Origin of the sequence: Alteromonas sp. 5E99-2 (assembly GCF_017368475.1) — a bacterium.
GTDB lineage: Bacteria > Pseudomonadota > Gammaproteobacteria > Enterobacterales > Alteromonadaceae > Alteromonas_F.
The window spans coordinates 167,702-185,342 of sequence record NZ_JAFNJE010000004.1 but is presented as its reverse complement, the minus strand read 5'-3'; the positions used below and the strand labels follow the sequence as shown (position 1 = coordinate 185,342).

Here is a 17,641-nt window from a genome sequence, read left to right as displayed (position 1 = left end):
GTGGCTGAAGAATGCCCTAAGTGTCCACCTGAAGGTCTTCCAGCATGGATGGGAACCTTTGCTGACTTAATGTCGTTGTTGATGTGCTTTTTCGTATTATTACTTTCTTTTTCTGAGATGGATGTACTTAAATTTAAGCAAATTGCGGGGTCAATGAAGTTTGCTTTTGGCGTACAAAATAAAATTGAGGTAAAAGATATCCCCAAAGGTACCAGTGTGATTGCACTAGAGTTCAGCCCTGGTAGACCGGAGCCCAGCCCAATTGAAATTCTAGAGCAACAAACAATGGAAATTACCCAAGAGGCGTTGGAGTTTCAAGCTGGCGATGAAGAATCATCTGGAGGGCGCCAAAAGCAGCGTGGGAATGAACGGGGTGGTCAGGCCCAGCAAACGGCTACAGATAGCGCAACGTCTTCGGCAGAAGAGGCTGCAAGTGAAAAAGAAACTGCCGAACAGTTAAAGAAAATTGCCCAACAATTGCAAAAACAAGTACTAGACGGTGCCTTAGAACTGGAATCGTTAGGTCAGCAAATCATTATTAGAATTAGAGAAAACGGGTCATTTTCCGCGGGTTCTGCGTTTTTACAGCCTCAATTTAAACCTATTATTCAAGAAATTGGGGTGATTTTGGCTGATGTACCCGGTGAAGTAGAGATATCGGGCCACAGCGACAGACAAAATATTTCCAATGAACTGTATAATTCCAACTGGGATTTATCGTCTCAGCGCGCCGTTGCAGTTGCTGAAGAACTGCGCACTGCCTCAGGGTTTGACGAAGGCAGAATGAGGGTAGTTGGACTGGCTTATACAAACCCACTGATACCAAAACCTAAAAATAGCGAAGATCGCGCAAAAAACCGTAGAGTCGAAATTACCATTAATCAGGGTAAACCTAAATTCTCTAAGCCCATCTCAGTCACAGAACAAGCGACTACTGAAACCACTGAAGGCTAAAACGCTTCGAGTTCTGTATATGTATCTTACATATAATCACAGAAACATAAAATGAAGACCAACATGTTTTCGTGTTGGTTTTTCACATCATAAAACTATGATTTTTATTTAAGCTCAAGAGCGTAAGGAAAAGTGTATTCCTGCCTTTATATCGATTGATCATCTCCTTTATTTATTGTTATGATATAACATAACTTTTATGGTTTGAGATATTAATTTCAATGGTAACTTCTCGACAAGATACAAAAGTCACTGTTATTGGGGCAGGTCCAGCTGGGCTTGGATGCGCTGCATTATTAAAGCAGATGGGTATCAAAGATGCCGATATGGTGATTTTGGATGCCAGTACCGTAGGCAGTAGTTTTAAAGCATGGCCAAAAGAGATGAAGCTTATAACGCCGTCTTTTCCTAGTAACGGTTATCATCAAACTGATTTGAATGCGATTACGCCTGATACATCTCCTGGATTTAGCGTTGGAAAAGAGCATCTAAGTGGAGATGAATATGCAGGCTATCTAAATAGTGTTGCCAGCCACTATGAGATTAAAGTGTTAGAAAATACCCAAGTGATTCAGGTTGAACCTCAGCCTTATGATCATTTTTTATTGACGACTAACACAGGAAAACGAATTTATAGCCAATATGTTATTTGGGCTGGAGGAGAATACAGCTCACCTCGGATGTCAGCCTTTGAAGGGAGTCATTTATGTGTACATAACAGCGAAATAACGTCCTGGAAAGAATGTGAAGAAGACCATTATGTTGTGATTGGTGGTTATGAAAGTGGCGTAGACGCCGCGTATAACTTAGCCTCTTTAGGCAAAAAAGTAACTTTGATTGACAATGGAGGTGAACAAGAATCCACTTATGACCCGAGCAAAGTGTTAAGTCCTTATACCGCTGAAAGGCTTTCAGCTATGGCGAATTCACACCTGGTCGAATTAGAACAAAATTTTTCTGTAAAACAAGTCTTATCGTCTGCGGATGGGTTTCGACTGGTATCTACTAATGGAAAGGCTGTTGTCAGTAAAGGCATACCCATTAATTGTACAGGCTTCGATACGCATCTTGGGCCAGTCCACGAATTATTCAAATATGAAAATGGGCTTCCTCTGGTAAACAATTTCGACGAATCAATATGCCAAAACAATCTGTTTTTAGCTGGACCTAAGCTAGCACATGACACGGTTTTATTGTGCTTCATTTATAAGTTTAGAGGCCGATTTGCCCTTCCATGCAAAGTAATAGGCACTGAATTAGATTTAGACATGTCAATATTGTCCCATTACAAGCAAGCGGGAATGTTACTGGATGATTTAGGGTGTTGTGTGACGCAGGAGTGCTTTTGTTAATGCAATTTAAAAGCCTACGACGCACTTTTTTGTTCAGCACTACAAGTCTGTTTATGATCGCCATTATCTGCGGTTCAGTTATGGGTTTCCTGTCTCCCCATTTAGGAGAACAAGCAGGAGATTTAATTGACCCTACCATTTTGATTTTAGTCTTCTTGTTGTTATTTGAAGTACCTGTTAAAGGTATTTTCAAGGGGTTGAATAACCTGCGATTTTTAAGTATCGCATGGTGCTTAAATTTTGTTTTAATTCCTTTTATAGGTTTTGTCATAGCGTCGGTATTCTTGTCTGGAGACAAACTTTTTTATACTGGGCTGATGATTTACTTTATGGCGCCCTGTACGGATTGGTTTTTGGGGTTCACTCGATTAGCCAAAGGCAATGTTGAATTGGGAGCGGCACTTCTTCCCATCAATATGTTAACGCAATTGATCCTGTTCCCTGTTTATTTACTCCTTTTCGATACGGTAGTGGCATATAAAGTTGATTTAAGCGCATTGCTAGTGTGGTTTTTACAGCCCTTATTGGCAGCCATTTTTCTGCGTTTGATTTTACATCGTGTTATGCCCGCCATGTTGGGGTTTTGTAAGTATGGAATTCCTTTATTATTAACCTTATTGGTTGGGCAAATTTTTGCTTTTAATATTAATCAATTACTTCACTATTTGAGCGTTTTGCCTCTTTTACTTTTAGCGATTTTTATCTTCTTTTTAGCCACGTATTTCTTGGCTGAAGTAGTTTCAAAAATTGCTAAATTTGATTATCAAGACCATTGCTTACTTACCTTTACGACGGCAGCGCGTAATGCACCTATGATGCTTGGGCTGGCAACAATAGCACTACCCGACCAACCTTTGGTATACGCCACTATTACCATAGGTATGCTGATAGAGTTTCCCCATCTAACTGCCCTGAAAGTAATCACATTAAGGCGTTTAAACGGACAGAGTGCCAGTGATAAGAAAGCGAGGGCAACATCCATGTAATACTCTTTTACGTAGCGATGAGCGTCCCCTTAGTTATAGTGGACCGCTCTAGTCAACTGGCTTCTAAAGTGCGGTTTACTCATGACAAGTTGAACCGTACTTATGCTGCGTTCTAAAAAGCCACCTTCGCAGTATTTTAAATAGAACTCCCACATGCGCATAAATCTATCGTCGTAACCATGCTGATATAGGTTATCTTTATTTTGATTAAAGGCTTCATACCAGTGTTTTAATGTCTGCGCGTAATCAAGGCCAATATCTTGAAGATCTCTGATCATCATATTGGTGTTGTTTTTCAGCTCTGTATTTAATGCAAGTTGAGAGGGCAGAAAACCTCCCGGGAATATGTACTTTTGAATAAAATCAACGTTTTTTGAATAGTGCTCGTAGCGTCTGTCATCAATGGTGATAGCTTGAATCAACATCAAGCCATCTTCTTCAAGTAGCTGATTACACTTTTGGAAAAAATGACTCATATAGGCCTTACCCACAGCTTCAATCATTTCGATAGAAACCAGTTTTGTATAGTGTCCTGTAAGATGACGATAGTCTTTTTTAAGCAGAGTTATTTTGTCTTCTAAAGATTCTTTTTCTATCCACTGCTTTGCCCAAGCATACTGTTCTTCTGAAATTGTCGTTGTGGTCACTTTGCACCCAAAGTGTTTTGCGGCATGTATTGCTAGTCCTCCCCAACCTGTGCCTATTTCCAATAAGTGATCATTTTCATTTAACTGCAATTTGTTACAAATAGTATGCAGTTTATAATTTTGGGCTTCATGAAGGGATGACGTACTGTCAGGGTAAATTGCCGATGAGTACATCATGGTTTCGTCTAGAAATTGGGTGTATAGCGTATTTCCCAAGTCATAGTGAGCTTCGATGTTTTTCTTTGCTTGAGCTTGGCTATTTCGGCGTAAATAGTGATGTATCTTTCGAGTTGGATAATTCAACCATTTAAATTTGTTTTCCCATTTATCAATTAGGGTTAGGTTACGAGCAAATAATTGAACTAGCTGGGTTAAATCAGACGCATCCCACAACCCGTCCATATAAGCTTCTCCTGCTCCAACTCCACCCCCCAATAGCAATTTAGGGTAAGCTTTCGGAGAATTTATATTTACGACTACCTGTAGTTCAGATGCCGAGCCCAATTGAGCTATTTCTTGTCCTTGTTCACGAACGGTAATTTGTCCGTTTTTCATCATAGATAAGACGTTTAAAAATAATGAACGGCATAGACGTTCACTCCAGGTGTAAGTTTCTACTGAAGGAAGAATAAAATCACTTTGAGACATTGTGCTTGTCCTCTTTTAATACTGGAGAATGGGAGTAAATAGGGACTCGTTTAATGAATAGTTTGAGCGCTTGCCAATAGATACCTATCAATGAAAACAGCGTAGTACTGGGTATTTTAAATACGAGTCGTTTCATATTTTTGCTGGATAATGCGTGTTTTTTCAAGGCGAGAGAGGCGGTAAAATGACGTTCAGATTTATAACAAGATAAAGCCAAGTTAAAGCTGTTATTAGGTTGTCCGACTTGCCATTTATATTGCATGTCTATGGGGTTGAATGGCGATACATGAAACTGCTTGTCAGTGTCTTTTTGATTATACATATCAACCAAATAATAGTGTCTTTCGTTCCACGGGGTATTGCTGACTTCTGCAAGCATCCAATTACAGTCGTCGCTTGTGGTGGGCTTGTGAAAGTAAAAATTCACTGGACTGAAAAAAATACCCAAAGCTCGCACTTGCCCAAAAAAGTAGATCTCACCTGAAACATCGCTCGCCCCTAAATCTTGCATTTTCGCTTTTACTGCGCTGGCAAGCTCTTGAGGTGTTTGGGGTTGCTTATAGGGAAAGTAGTCAGACACTTTGAATTGGTACAGGCTTCGCTTATTCACAGAAAAATAGTTTATAAAGTTCAATTCATCTGTGATTTCTGACAATTTAAGCCAGAAAAAAAACATTGAATAAGTGAATTTGTGGTGTTTAGGAAGAAAACGTTGGTGAACGACGTCGCCTTGGTAAATCGCACTTTCTTGTACATGTTGCATTACCATTGCTCTCCCATATCTCGGCATACATCAAGTGCACTTTTTACACCATCTTCGTGAAACCCACTGTACCAATACGCACCACAGAAATGTAACCCATTTTGGTTGGTAACTTCACTGCGTTTGCTCTGTGCTTTAACCATGCTTTTACTGTATTGAGGGTGAGTATAGTTATAACGTCCCAATATCTGTTTTGGGTCAATTGCAGCTGTGTTATTTAAAGTAACGCAAAAGGTTGTTTGGGTAGCTAGCCGTTGCAATATATTCATGTTGTACGTCACCGATGCGGGACTTTTATGAGCCAAACCAGAGGATAAATTAGGACGTAATTCGTAGTTCCAGCTTGCCCAAGCGCGTTTTCGTTTAGGGAGTACAGATTCGTCAGTATGCAGCACGACTTCATTGTCTGAATAAGGAATGGCGCCTAAAACTGCTTTTTGAACACTTGAAGGATTACTTAAGCAGGTTAGTGCTTGGTCGCTGTGACATGCGAAGATCACACTATCGAATTCTTCGATTCCCCCTTTGGTACTTAAATACCAGGTGCCGTCTAGTTGATGTACGTTACTTACAGGGCTGTTCAGTTTTATTTTTTGCTTAAAGCCTGAAGTGAGCGGCTCGATGTAACTACTAGAGCCACCAACTAACGTATACCACTGGGGGCGATCTTTTATATTCAACAAGCCGTGATTGTTGAAAAATTGCAAAAAGAACGTCAGTGGAAATTGTTTCACGTCATCTAAACTCGCAGACCATATCGCTGCGCACATAGGTAATATGTAATTATTTGCGAAATCCTGACTGAGTTTGTTGTGTTGAATAAAATCAAACAGTGTCAGTCCATCTGTATCGGTTTTATCTTCAATAACCTGCTTGCAGACCTTATTAAATTTGATGATGTCTTTAACTATGTGTAAAAATTTTGGTCTTAGCAGGTTTCTGCGCTGAGCAAATAAGGAGTTTAAATTGTGGCCGTTGTATTCAATATTTTCTGATGTGTTTTTAACGGAAAAACTCATTTCCGTTTTTTGTTTTTCAACACCTAGCTCGTCCATCAGACGTATAAAATTAGGGTAAGTCCAATCATTAAATACGATAAACCCAGTGTCTATATTGTAGCGGGTGTTATTGTGCTCCACTTGTTTAGTGGCAGTGTGGCCACCAATATAATCATTCGCTTCAAACACAGTGATGTCGTGTTTTTTATTGAGTATATAAGCTGCTGTTAGGCCAGAAATACCACTGCCAACTATTGCAATACGTTTGCGTTTATCTTTCATATTATTGGCTTTGCCTGTTTTTTAAATAAAGAGAAAGGTTTCTTTGAATACGAGCGGGTAATAAACTAAAAAATCGTAGCAAGAATGAAAACCTGCGCGGAAAATAAGTCGTTGAATCCTTACTTTCTATCGCATTTAAAATAGTCGTTGCTGCTAACCTAGACGATATTTTCATTGGCATTTCAAAGTCGTTTTTATCGGTTAACGGTGTTTCTACAAATCCTGGAGAAATCGTTTGCACAATGACTCCATGTTGAGCCAAATCCACTTCCAAAGATTTACCAAAATAATAGACTGCGGCTTTGCTTGCACCGTAAGCTTCGCATCTGGAAAAAGGAAGAAGACGAGCTAAAGAATCAATGATTACGATTTGCTTACCTGCCGATAATTTATCCCGAAGGGCTGAAAAGGTATTAACAACACCAAAAAAATTGGTGTCAAACACTCGCTTTATTACTGACGGTTCGAAATTATCAATTTTTACGTATTCACAAGTGCCCGCGTTTAACACTGCAATATCAAAATGAAGGTCTGCTAGCACCCGATGAGTTTGCTTTTCGTTAGTGACATCGAATTCTAAGGTAGAAATTAGTGTGTTATTTGCAAGCTCTAGCAAGCTCTCTTTGTTACGGCCACAAGCAATCACTTTGTATCCACAATAAGCTGCATGAAGAGCAAGCGCTTTACCAATACCTGAGGTTGCACCTGTTACCAATAAGGTTTTATTCATGATTTAGCTAACATTGATTTAATCTTTAAAATAATGTGGCGTAATACGGGGATATTTTCGTATATCATTTGCCCCATATCGTAATAATCTCGATGATAGATGATGAGATCCTTTTCTACTGTTAACAAGCTGGTGCCGTCTAACGTAATAGGATTTCCTTTGTTCAATTTTTCAGAGGTTAAATACATTGTCCAAACAACCACAAAGTGAGTGGAAGAAATGGCTGAATTATTCTCAATGGTGTCGTGGATGGTGAAGGTACACGTTTTTGAGCTTTTTAATAGATTCATAAAATACCCTTTAACAGAGCTAAGCCCTTTATGCGTTGTCACCGGGTCGACAAAGGTTACATCAGGGTGGTAAAGGGTATTTAAATCTTCAACGTTCAATTCTGATATATCAGAATACATTTTGTTAAATCTATCTAAAATACTCATGCAATTCATTGTTTGTTTGTTTTATAGAGTGTACAGGCTTAATAAATGAAAGGATCATGAAAAATGATCAAACTATTTTTCGCCAATCTACGTAGTCACTTTAAACGATAAAACAAATGAGCGTTTAGCCATGTTTTCTACTAATTGTCCTTTATTCCCGTTGTCTGCGCATTTGATGCCAGGAGGAAGAATGACACTGCGTATTTTTGAGCCGCGATATATTCGTATGGTTAAAGATGCCTGCGCGAATGACAGTGGATTTGTTATTTGCATGCTAAACGTGAGTGGAGACAAAGCGTTAAACAAACACATTTTTGAGGTTGGGACATACGCGAAGATAATTGATTTTAATCTGCTTAGTGACGGTTTTATGTCCATAACTGTCTTTGGTGAAACGGCAGTTAACATAGATAATATCCGTACCGAGAGCGACGGGCTTAGGATAGGAGATTGTGTAGAAAAAGCACCTTGGTGCTGCGATATTGACGAATCTGACATTGCCGTTATGAGGGGGCGATTACAAGAAATATTTAGCCGATATGAAGAATTAAACACGCTATATATAAGGCCAGAATTTGATAACCCTATTTGGGTTATTCATCGCTGGTTAGAATTGATACCTGTTGATCCAGAACGAAAACAGTTTTTTATGAAACAACAAGACTGTAAATATATAGTGACGTTTTTAAAAAACCTTGTGCTAGACTGATCTCTATACCCTCACTGCTCGTATAATCGATAAAGCGGATTATATAGAGGCGCTCATGCTAGTTGGTATTCCATTGGAAGATAGGCAAAAAACAGTCAATTCAAAAGAGTGTGCAGACAGTTTGTCGGCTCAACTTGTATTGGTGGCTGAACAGCGTTCCAAACCCGCATTTGCAGCTTTGTTTAATCACTTTGCTCCAAGGCTTCGCTCCTATGCGCTGAAACAAATAGGTAACGAGGCTTTAGCAATGGAGCTGGTACAAGACACGATGTCAAAAGTTTGGCAAAAGTCTCATTTGTTTAACGCAGATAAAGGCTCACCGTCTACATGGATTTTTACCATAGCAAGGAATATTCGCTTTGACATGCTTAGAAAGTTGCAAAATAGAAAAGAAGATATTTGCTCGGATGACCTTTGGCCCGTTTTGTGTGAGCAAACGGCAGATGTGAATGAAATCTCTATCGATGAAAAAGTGACTTTAGAACAAGTCGGTGGGTTATTCGCCAATTTACCTCGGAAACAGCAAGTCGTTATTGAAGCAATTTATATTGATGGTAAATCTCAACAAGAAGTCGCAACTGAATTAGATATTCCATTAGGAACCGTTAAATCTCGTACTCGCTTGGCATTAATACGCTTGAAGGAAATGTTGAAAGATCATGATTAAAAATCACCCTTCATTAGAACAATTACGAGCCTATGTCGACGGAACACTTGGTAGCTGTGACAGTTTGGTTATTGCAGCTCATTGCGATATGTGTGAAAAGTGTCAAGCTGAGGTAGCGCAATTAACCGAAGTCTTGGCGTCTGAAAGTCTTTCTTTGAAAAATGAATTGTCTGATCAACCTCGTTATTCATCAATGATAGAATCCATTCTTCAATTACCTGAACTTCCTCAAGAAAACGCAATTGTGGAAAATGTTTCGATTGAACTAGATGGTCGTGAATTTGTATTGCCACCAAGTCTAAGACGTTATGCCAGTGTAACGGGGAGTTGGTCGAAGTTAGTAGGAAAACTTTGGCAGGCACCTGTAAATATAGGTGGAACTGGGAAAGCAAACTTTATTTTTATGGAGAAAGGTGGAAGTGTACCTGAACATACTCACAAAGGTAGAGAGACCACACTGGTTATTAACGGTGAATTCAGCGACGGTATGAACACCTATAAAAGCGGTGATTTCATTTATTTAAATGATACTCACACACATTCCCCATTGTCTAACCATGAGGATGGCTGTTTAGTGTTTAGTATTATTGATGAGCCGCTGCATTTCACTTCAGGTGTTGCCCGACTCCTTAATCCGTTTAGCCACTTATTTTTTTAATTAGCCAAAGTTCACTTATAGCGGAACGCAAGAGCACTCTTCTACAAAGGCCATTTCTTGGCCTTTTTGTTTAAGCCATTTAAGGTTTTCGAAATATCATCAAAGTATCACAAAGTTGGCACTAACTTTGCTGAGTAGTTATTAATCTAACTCTAACTGTCAATTAAGTGTCATGGATAAATTGCTTTACATCGCCTCATCTGGCGCGAATCAAGATCTCTTAGCCACCGGCGTTAGGGCTAATAATTTAGCGAACGCTCAAACTACAGGTTTTAAAGCTCAGCTACAACAGGCAAGAGCTATGCCGGCGTACGGCGAAGGTTTGCCGACCCGGGTCTTTTCTATGACGGAAAGTCCGAGTAATAACTATGGCGCAGGAGCGTTACAGGCAACCGGCAGAGACTTAGACCTTGCTATACAAGGAGAAGGTTGGTTCGCAGTTCAAGATAAAAACGGTAATGAAGCTTACAGCAGAGATGGCCGTTTTCAAATGAATTCGGAAGGTGGTTTGGTTGATGCTCATGGTAGTCCAGTAATCGGCGATTTTGGGCCGATTGTCTTACCTGTTCCTATATCCAACCTGACGATATCACCTGATGGAACCATATTTACTACACCTCAGGGAGCTCCCGCTACGGTTCAAGAAGAAGCGGGTAGGTTGCGATTTGTCAATCCTGATACTAAAGAGCTGGAGCGCGGTTCCGATGGCTTGTTTCGTTTGAAAAATGGCGAAGACGCTAATTTTGATGACAGTGTAACTGTCGCATCTGGATTCCTTGAGGTATCCAATGTGAATGCCATTGATGAAATGATGTCGGTTATCGGATTACAGCGCCATTATGAATTGCAAGTGAAAATGATGAAGAGTGCAGAAGACTTAGACACTCGTGGCAACAGTTTATTGAGAATTCTTTAACCGCGCGTATTACGTGACGAGGAGTAAGTTATGCATCCTGCATTGTGGATAAGTAAAACAGGTTTAGACGCGGCGCAAACAGATGTGTCAGTGGTGTCGAATAATTTGGCCAATGCATCAACCGTTGGATTCAAAAAAGACAGAGCGGTATTTGAAGATTTACTATATCAAAACATCAATCAACCCGGTGGGCGTTCGTCAGCGGATACTGAATTGCCTTCTGGTTTGCAACTAGGTGCTGGCTCTAAGGTAGTAGCAACACAAAAAGCCCATATTCAAGGTAATCTATTAACCACTGAAAACGCGCTAGATATCAGTATTAGAGGCGACGGATTTTTTGAAATTCAACAGCCTGATGGTACTTCAGCTTATACGCGAAATGGCCAATTTACATTAAACGACGAAGGTCAAATTGTGACGCCTGGTGCTGGATTTCTTTTAGAGCCGCAAATCACGATCCCTGAAGACGCTGAGCAAGTCACTATCTCTCAAGATGGACAAGTCGCCGTTACTTTGGCAGGGCAAGCCGCGCCTTCAATTGTAGGACAAATTAACTTAACGGATTTTATCAATCCCGCAGGTCTTCAACCGATAGGACAAAACCTATTCATTGAATCAGGTGCCAGTGGTGACCCTATTGAAGGTATCCCTGGATTGGATGGCATAGGTTCTCTTATTCAAGGGTCTTTAGAAACTTCAAATGTGAATGTAACAGAAGAGTTGGTAAACCTAATTGAAAGTCAGCGTTTGTACGAAATGAACTCAAAAGTTATCTCTGCCGTTGACCAAATGCTAAGCCAAATTATTCAACAACTATAGGTGACGTCGTGAAAAACATTTTGTTCATCGTTACATTGTCTTTTTTGGTTATTGGGTGCGGAAGCACGCCAAGCCAACCCCCTGTGCAAGCAAATGACCCGCGTTTTGCACCCATTGTTCCAGACTATCCTGTTGAACAAGTAGAAGAGAATGGTTCGTTGTTTCAAGCTCGTTTTTCTAACAGTCTATACAGCGACAAAACCGCTAAGCGAGTCGGCGACATAATTACCGTTCAGCTAAACGAAAACACCAATGCAACCAAATCAGCGAACACTACTACGTCAAAAGAGCAGTCATTGGGGATTGATCCAATTTTAGGTTTAGGCAATGTTGCAGCAACCATTAGCGGACGTTCTATCGGTTTTGAAGTAGAAACTGAAAACGAGTTCTTAGGCGATGCTCAAGCCAACCAAAGTAATAGTTTGCAAGGCAATATCTCGGTAACAGTTGTGGATGTATTGCCAAATAACAATTTAGTTATACGGGGCGAAAAGTGGCTCACCCTTAATACCGGCGATGAATACATCCGTTTAACCGGCATTATTCGCCCTGGAGACGTTTCTCCGCTAAATATTGTGCAATCAGCGCAAATTGCAAATGCAAGAATCCAATACAGTGGTACCGGCTCTTTTGCTAGGGCACAAGAACAAGGTTGGTTAGCCAAATTTTTCGATTCTAAATGGTGGCCTTTATAATGCGCATACACTTTTTGATGGTAACCATCATTTTATTCTTTACTGCATTGGCTAGTCAGGCTTCGTTTGCACAAAGAATAAAAGATGTTGCTGATATTCAAGGTGTGAGAAGTAACCAGTTGATTGGATATGGCCTGGTTGTAGGCCTACCCGGAACCGGTGAGCAAACTGATTTTACTGAGCAAAGTTTTCGAACTATGCTCGCTAATTTTGGTATTGCGCTAGACCCAAATGATACGCCGAGCGTTGCCAACTCTGCAGCGGTTGCTGTACACGCTGAATTACCGGCTTTTGCAAAGCCTGGGCAAACCATTGATATTACCGTTTCATCCATTGGTGAAGCGAGTAGCTTACAAGGTGGTACCTTACTACAAACTTTTTTGAAAGGCTTGGATGGCCAAGTATACGCTGTAGCTCAAGGCAGCTTGATTGTCAGTGGTTTAGGTGCTGAAGGTGCAGATGGAAGTCGAATTGTAGTGAATACACCAACGGTTGGACGTATTCCTAATGGCGCGATGGTAGAGCAGTCTGTTCCAAGTGGGTTTGCTAACGGCGATACATTGACACTTAATTTACATTATCCCGATTTTAGTACGTCTAAGCGTTTAGCTGATACGATTAACGAGCGATTAGGAGCTTCTCCTTCTCAAGGTTACTCTATCGCTACGCCAATTGACGCGGCTTCAGTAAGAATAACTGCTCCCAGAGATATTGGCCAGAGAGTGGCTTTTCTTGCAACGGTAGAAAACTTCGAATTCACACCTGCAGATGCACCGGCTCGTGTAGTCATTAATAGCAGAACGGGCACCATTGTTATTGGACAAGATGTGCGTTTACTTCCTGCGGCTATTACTCACGGTGGACTTACGGTGACCATAGCTGAAAATCAACAAGTGGTTCAGCCTAATGCCTTTGCCGATGGGGATACTGCAATTACGACTCAGTCCATTGTCGATGTTAATTTAGCTGACAGCCGAATATTCAAATTTGATCCAGGTGTCACCTTAGATGAATTAGTGCGTGCAGTGAACGAAGTTGGCGCGGCGCCTGGTGATTTAATGGCTATTCTTGAAGCGCTTCGTCAGGCGGGTGCTTTACGCGGTGAATTGGTGGTGATCTAATGACTATTGGGCAGCTGGGCAATCAACAACATTTAGACCTTGCAAGTAATATTAGTGATGAAGCTGGTTTAGACAGTTTAAAGCAAGCTGCCGCAAGTGGCGATGTTGCCGCGCTCGAGAAAGCTGCAGAACAGTTTGAAGCAATCTTTGTTCGTATGATGCTCAAGTCTATGCGCCAAGCGCAAGATGTGTTGGCTGACGACAAAAACCCAATGAACTCCCAATATATGAAGTTTTATCGGGAAATGCATGACCAAGAGATAGCCAATGATTTAGCTTCAAAACAAGGTTTAGGGTTATCAGAGCTTATTGTTCAGCAATTAGGACCTCCTCAAGAAGGCTACACTCCAGCATCGGTTCTAAGAAATGATGGTAATTTACCTTTTGTTGAAAATGCGCCTGTACAAAAACGAGCTGCATTTGAAAATGAACAAGCTTTTATTGATACGTTAACACCTATTTTTGAGCCTATAGCCAATGAGGTTGGCATTGAAACTAATGCGTTAGTCGCGCAAGCCGCCTTAGAAACAGGTTGGGGTCAATACATGGTTCATGATCCATTAGGGCAGAGCAGCAACAATTTGTTTGGGATCAAAGCCGATGGGAAATGGGATGGCCAGAAAGCTAACGTTCCGACAATTGAATATAAAGACGGTATAGCAAAGAAACAACACGCTACGTTCAAAGTCTATGACTCTTTGCAGTCAAGTGTGGAAGATTACGCAAAATTCTTAGATGACGATAAATACCAAAAAGCATTAACTCAGGCTGATAAACCACATCAGTTTTTCTCAGAATTGCAAAAGGCAGGTTATGCAACCGACCCTGCCTACGCAGAAAAAATCGTCGCTATCATGAAGCGGCTAGATGGGTAGGTAAAATATGTCATCTACTATTACCAGCGATTTATTTTCCATTGCCAAAACCGGAGTGAATGCCAGTAGCCAACTACTGCAAACCACTGGTAGCAATATAGCCAATGTTAATACAGATGGTTATGTTCGCGAGCGAACAAGTTTCACTTCGCAACTTGGCGGAGGGGTTGGGCAGGGTACTACCGAGCGCGTTCTTGACCAGTTTGCTTTAAATCAACTCCGTCGTGATATTACCACTGTAGGCGAACTTGCTACCTACGAGGCTAAAATTAACAGTATTGATAATCTTTTGGCTAGCGAAGCAAACTCCTTGGCTAACGGCCTAAGTGAGTTTTTTGCTGCTATACAAACTGCGGTTGATGACCCGTCTAGTGTGGTTTCACGAGAAGTCGTTCTGGGTGAAGCGGGGCAGTTTATCTCGCAAGTGGAAATCATTTCAAATTTTCTTGCGGAAGAAGAGGAAGAACTTAACCTACAGTTTGAAGATTCAATAAACCAAGCCAATTCGCTCATTGAGAATATTGGTACGCTTAATCAAGCCATTATCGTTGCTGAAGGAAATAACCCAGATAGGGAAGCGAGTACGCTATTAAATCAACGAGATGCAGCGATAAATGATCTTGCCGAATTATTGTCTATAGAAGTTAGGGAAGGGGCTGGGCCAGGGAACACGTTAGCGGTTAGCTTAACATCTGGCGAATCGTTAGTTCTTGATGATGGATCATTTAACTTACTGGCGCTAAGCAACCAAGCTGATTCGTTTTCTAGGGATTTGCGTTTAACAACGTCATTTGAGAACAAAAACAACACAGTGATTAATGTTTCTGAAGACGATCTCGGTGGAAGCATTGGGGGGCTCTTTCGTTTTCGTGATGAAGTCCTTGGTGTTGCACAAAGAGATATTGGTCAGTTAGCAGTGGCTCTCAGCGATGCAATTAATTCTCAGAATAGCCTAGGTTTAGATTTGGACGGTCAACTTGGCGGTGATATTTTCGCACTGCCTGAATTTATAGGATTGCCATTTGAGGATACAGATGGAAGCCTTACCGTTGATGGGCGATTTACTCCAGGTCAAGGTTCTACTGTTACAGATGCAGATATTAAAATTACCGTTACTAGCGTTGATGGTGCAAACCAGCCAAATGAAATTACGATTGAATTGTTAGAAGGGAATGGTACGGCAAAACTCGATGCTGACAACAATCCGATTGTATTCACGAATGTTGTTGTAGGAAGTGGTTTTAATGCCATTGAGGGCGGGATCGAAATAGAGTTCGACTCTACATCTACTTATACTGTAGATGATGAATTTTTGTTTCAACCTACCAAATTTGCCGGTTCAAATATTGAATTAGATACAAATAGACCGGAAGATTTAGCATTTGCATTGCCAATAAGAGTAACACCTGACTCAAACAATTTTGGTGATTTGCAGGTAACGTCTACAGTGGTAACGAATACTACAGTTGGTGTAGGAAACGACCGTTCTGGATTTAATGGTGCAGGCGGTATTGACGATGTTGCGTCTTCCCCTAGTGCTACTGTGGGCGCACCAGCACAAATTGTTTTTGATTCATCAAGTCAATTTACGGTTTTAGACAATGCGGGTAATACCATAACTGTGGTTACAGGGGTAACAGATTATCAGAATTTATTGGCTCAAGCAGAAGCTAATGGTGCTTCACCAGCTTACCCTGCAGCATTTTCGGCATTGGAGAATTACCCAGGTTACGACGTGTCTTTGGAAGGACAACCTGAGCCAGGCGATAGTTTTACGTTTGAGTTCAATACTAATGGTTTTGATGATAACCGAAATGCGGTGATTTTGGCTGACTTACAAGAGAGTGGCTTGGTTCAATTAAGCAGCATTTCAAGTAATCAGAATGCTACTTTACACGAAGCTTATGCTTCGTTGGTAGGAAGTGTTGGCGCGAAATCTGCGAACGCGGATATCACATTAGAAGCGGCTCAAGCACTGCAAGCAGAGTCCAGTGAGCTGTTTAATTCGGTATCAGGCGTGAGTTTAGATGAGGAAGCGGCAAACCTAGTCCGTTTTCAACAATCTTATTCTGCATCGGCGCAAATTTTGGCAACAGCCCAAACTTTGTTCGACACTATCTTGTCGGTCGTTAGATAATTGAGTCGAGAATAAATTATGCGTATACCTACTAGCTTTCTTTACGAACAAAACATTAGAGCAATTAATAATAATCAAAATGATTTAGTTAAAACGCAAGAGCAGCTTTCAACCCTAAAGCGGATTAATGACCCGTCGGACGATCCCATAGGTGCTGCAAAAGTCATTCGTTTAACAGAAACAATTGATAAGTTAACACAATTTCAGCGCAATAATGATTTGTTTCAGAGTTCCATAGAACAACAAGAAGTTGTGCTGACTAATATTACTGATTCACTACAGCGAGCGAGAGTACTCACAATTCAAGCGGGCTCGGGGATTTTTTCTCAGTCCGATAGAGAGGCCATTGCCGCAGAAGTAGAACAAATTCGAAACGAAGTGTTTGATTTGTTTAATGCTCAAAATGCGAATGGCGAATATATTTTTTCAGGTTATCAATCAAACACTCAAGCTTATGACTTTAACCCTGCGTCGGCGAATTCATTTGAATACCTAGGCGATGCAGGAACAAATACGGTGAGATTGAGTGACAGTGTAGAAGTGCGAAGCTCCGTTTCAGGTCAACAAGTATTTGAAAATGCTCTTGCTCGATTTAATTATGATGTGACTGGTGTATCAGGTACTGCAAGCGTAAGCGATACTGTGATCACTCAACAGGGAACATTCGATCAATTTTATGAAAATAACTATGACGCTCTTAACCCTGCGAATAATGACTTTCAATTCACTATTTTAGGTTCAGGCGATATTCAACTCACGAATGTGGGTACGGGCGCGATTGTATCGACTCAGAGCTTTACATCTGGTCAACCCTTCACCGTTAATGGTGCACAATTTACCATTGAAGGTAGTGCTGGAGACACGGTCGATTTAAGTTTACGAGCGCCTGAAAAAAAGAACGTGGCCGAAACCTTGAATGATTTGGTGATTGCTCTACAAGACCCAAGTTCATCAGATTCTGATCTTCGCGAAGCTATTGCCGATGCTTTAGTGGGTATAGATAATGGTACTGCAGATATTGCACAAGAAGTGTCTTCTATTGGTGGACGTTTAAATACAGCGCAATCTATATATGAAACAAACCTCGATTTAGAAATTGTAAACGCAGAGGCTCGTTCTGAAATTGAAGATACGGATTTTGCTCAAGCGTCAGCCGATTTTTCTCGTCAAGAAGCAGCTCTGGAAGCGGTACTCACGACTTTTCCGAGAATTTCTAACTTGTCGTTGTTTAATTTTATTTCATAGTG

18 protein-coding genes are annotated in these 17,641 nt (G+C 40.9%); 13 read left to right on the top strand and 5 right to left on the bottom strand.

All coding sequences use genetic code 11. The annotated features are described in order from the left end of the window. The 3 genes from J3L16_RS06230 to J3L16_RS06220 all read left to right on the top strand — a co-directional run bounded on the left by J3L16_RS06230 (position 1) and on the right by J3L16_RS06220 (position 3,292). Positions 1-954 (top strand): flagellar motor protein MotB, encoded by a 954-nt coding sequence (locus J3L16_RS06230; RefSeq protein WP_207612031.1) that lies wholly within the window; start codon positions 1-3, stop codon positions 952-954. Positions 955-1,175: 221 nt separating this feature from the next. After that, a complete protein-coding gene (locus tag J3L16_RS06225) occupies positions 1,176-2,306 on the top strand; it encodes an NAD(P)/FAD-dependent oxidoreductase (protein ID WP_207612030.1) in 1,131 nt (376 codons plus the stop codon). Then, positions 2,306-3,292, top strand: a complete 987-nt coding sequence (locus tag J3L16_RS06220; protein ID WP_207612029.1) for an arsenic resistance protein — start codon at positions 2,306-2,308, stop codon at positions 3,290-3,292. Before J3L16_RS06225 ends, J3L16_RS06220 begins: the two co-directional genes overlap by 1 nt. A 29-nt stretch (positions 3,293-3,321) precedes the next feature. Here the strand turns inward: J3L16_RS06220 and J3L16_RS06215 are convergent, their stop codons facing one another. From J3L16_RS06215 to J3L16_RS06195, 5 genes are read right to left on the bottom strand one after another with little or no spacing between them, the layout of a single operon-like run. Continuing rightward, positions 3,322-4,587 carry a cyclopropane-fatty-acyl-phospholipid synthase family protein gene (locus J3L16_RS06215; protein ID WP_207612028.1) on the bottom strand — a complete coding sequence of 422 codons (1,266 nt, stop codon included), beginning with the start codon at positions 4,585-4,587 and terminating at the stop codon, positions 3,322-3,324. After that, complete coding sequence (locus tag J3L16_RS06210; RefSeq protein WP_207612027.1) at positions 4,574-5,350, bottom strand: DUF1365 domain-containing protein; 777 nt, start codon at positions 5,348-5,350, stop codon at positions 4,574-4,576. Before J3L16_RS06210 ends, J3L16_RS06215 begins: the two co-directional genes overlap by 14 nt. After that, positions 5,350-6,630: an FAD-dependent oxidoreductase gene (locus J3L16_RS06205; protein WP_207612026.1), complete on the bottom strand. Its 1,281-nt coding sequence runs from the start codon at positions 6,628-6,630 to the stop codon at positions 5,350-5,352. Before J3L16_RS06205 ends, J3L16_RS06210 begins: the two co-directional genes overlap by 1 nt. Position 6,631: 1 nt before the next feature. Beyond that, positions 6,632-7,360 (bottom strand): SDR family NAD(P)-dependent oxidoreductase, encoded by a 729-nt coding sequence (locus J3L16_RS06200; protein ID WP_207612025.1) that lies wholly within the window; start codon positions 7,358-7,360, stop codon positions 6,632-6,634. Next, positions 7,357-7,797, bottom strand: coding sequence for a nuclear transport factor 2 family protein (locus tag J3L16_RS06195; protein WP_207612024.1), 441 nt, complete (start codon positions 7,795-7,797; stop codon positions 7,357-7,359). Before J3L16_RS06195 ends, J3L16_RS06200 begins: the two co-directional genes overlap by 4 nt. A gap of 130 nt (positions 7,798-7,927) precedes the next feature. Between J3L16_RS06195 and J3L16_RS06190 the strand changes: the two genes are divergently transcribed. The 10 genes from J3L16_RS06190 (at position 7,928) to flgL (ending at position 17,639) form a co-directional block, all read left to right on the top strand. Beyond that, positions 7,928-8,506, top strand: coding sequence for an LON peptidase substrate-binding domain-containing protein (locus tag J3L16_RS06190; protein ID WP_207612023.1), 579 nt, complete (start codon positions 7,928-7,930; stop codon positions 8,504-8,506). A 55-nt stretch (positions 8,507-8,561) separates the two neighbouring features. Further along, complete coding sequence (locus tag J3L16_RS06185; RefSeq protein ID WP_207612022.1) at positions 8,562-9,173, top strand: sigma-70 family RNA polymerase sigma factor; 612 nt, start codon at positions 8,562-8,564, stop codon at positions 9,171-9,173. Then, the gene (locus tag J3L16_RS06180; RefSeq protein ID WP_207612021.1) at positions 9,166-9,831 is read left to right on the top strand and encodes a ChrR family anti-sigma-E factor; all 666 of its coding nucleotides are present in this window, start codon (positions 9,166-9,168) and stop codon (positions 9,829-9,831) included. Before J3L16_RS06185 ends, J3L16_RS06180 begins: the two co-directional genes overlap by 8 nt. Before the next feature lie 172 nt (positions 9,832-10,003). Further along, on the top strand, positions 10,004-10,747 hold the full coding sequence (flgF, locus tag J3L16_RS06175) for a flagellar basal-body rod protein FlgF (protein WP_207612020.1): 744 nt from the start codon (positions 10,004-10,006) through the stop codon (positions 10,745-10,747). A 30-nt stretch (positions 10,748-10,777) separates the two neighbouring features. Continuing rightward, a complete protein-coding gene (gene flgG / locus J3L16_RS06170) occupies positions 10,778-11,566 on the top strand; it encodes a flagellar basal-body rod protein FlgG (protein ID WP_207612019.1) in 789 nt (262 codons plus the stop codon). 8 nt (positions 11,567-11,574) lie between these two features. Further along, the gene (flgH, locus tag J3L16_RS06165; RefSeq protein WP_347564645.1) at positions 11,575-12,261 is read left to right on the top strand and encodes a flagellar basal body L-ring protein FlgH; all 687 of its coding nucleotides are present in this window, start codon (positions 11,575-11,577) and stop codon (positions 12,259-12,261) included. Between the two features lie 17 nt (positions 12,262-12,278). After that, positions 12,279-13,382, top strand: a complete 1,104-nt coding sequence (locus J3L16_RS06160; protein WP_242698709.1) for a flagellar basal body P-ring protein FlgI — start codon at positions 12,279-12,281, stop codon at positions 13,380-13,382. Then, the gene (locus tag J3L16_RS06155) at positions 13,382-14,257 is read left to right on the top strand and encodes a glucosaminidase domain-containing protein (RefSeq protein ID WP_207612017.1); all 876 of its coding nucleotides are present in this window, start codon (positions 13,382-13,384) and stop codon (positions 14,255-14,257) included. Before J3L16_RS06160 ends, J3L16_RS06155 begins: the two co-directional genes overlap by 1 nt. 7 nt (positions 14,258-14,264) lie before the next feature. After that, positions 14,265-16,394: a flagellar hook-associated protein FlgK gene (gene flgK / locus J3L16_RS06150; protein ID WP_207612016.1), complete on the top strand. Its 2,130-nt coding sequence runs from the start codon at positions 14,265-14,267 to the stop codon at positions 16,392-16,394. Between the two features lie 18 nt (positions 16,395-16,412). Continuing rightward, entirely contained in the window at positions 16,413-17,639 is a 1,227-nt protein-coding gene (gene flgL, locus J3L16_RS06145; RefSeq protein ID WP_207612015.1) for a flagellar hook-associated protein FlgL, read from the top strand. The last annotated feature ends 2 nt before the right edge of the window (positions 17,640-17,641 follow it).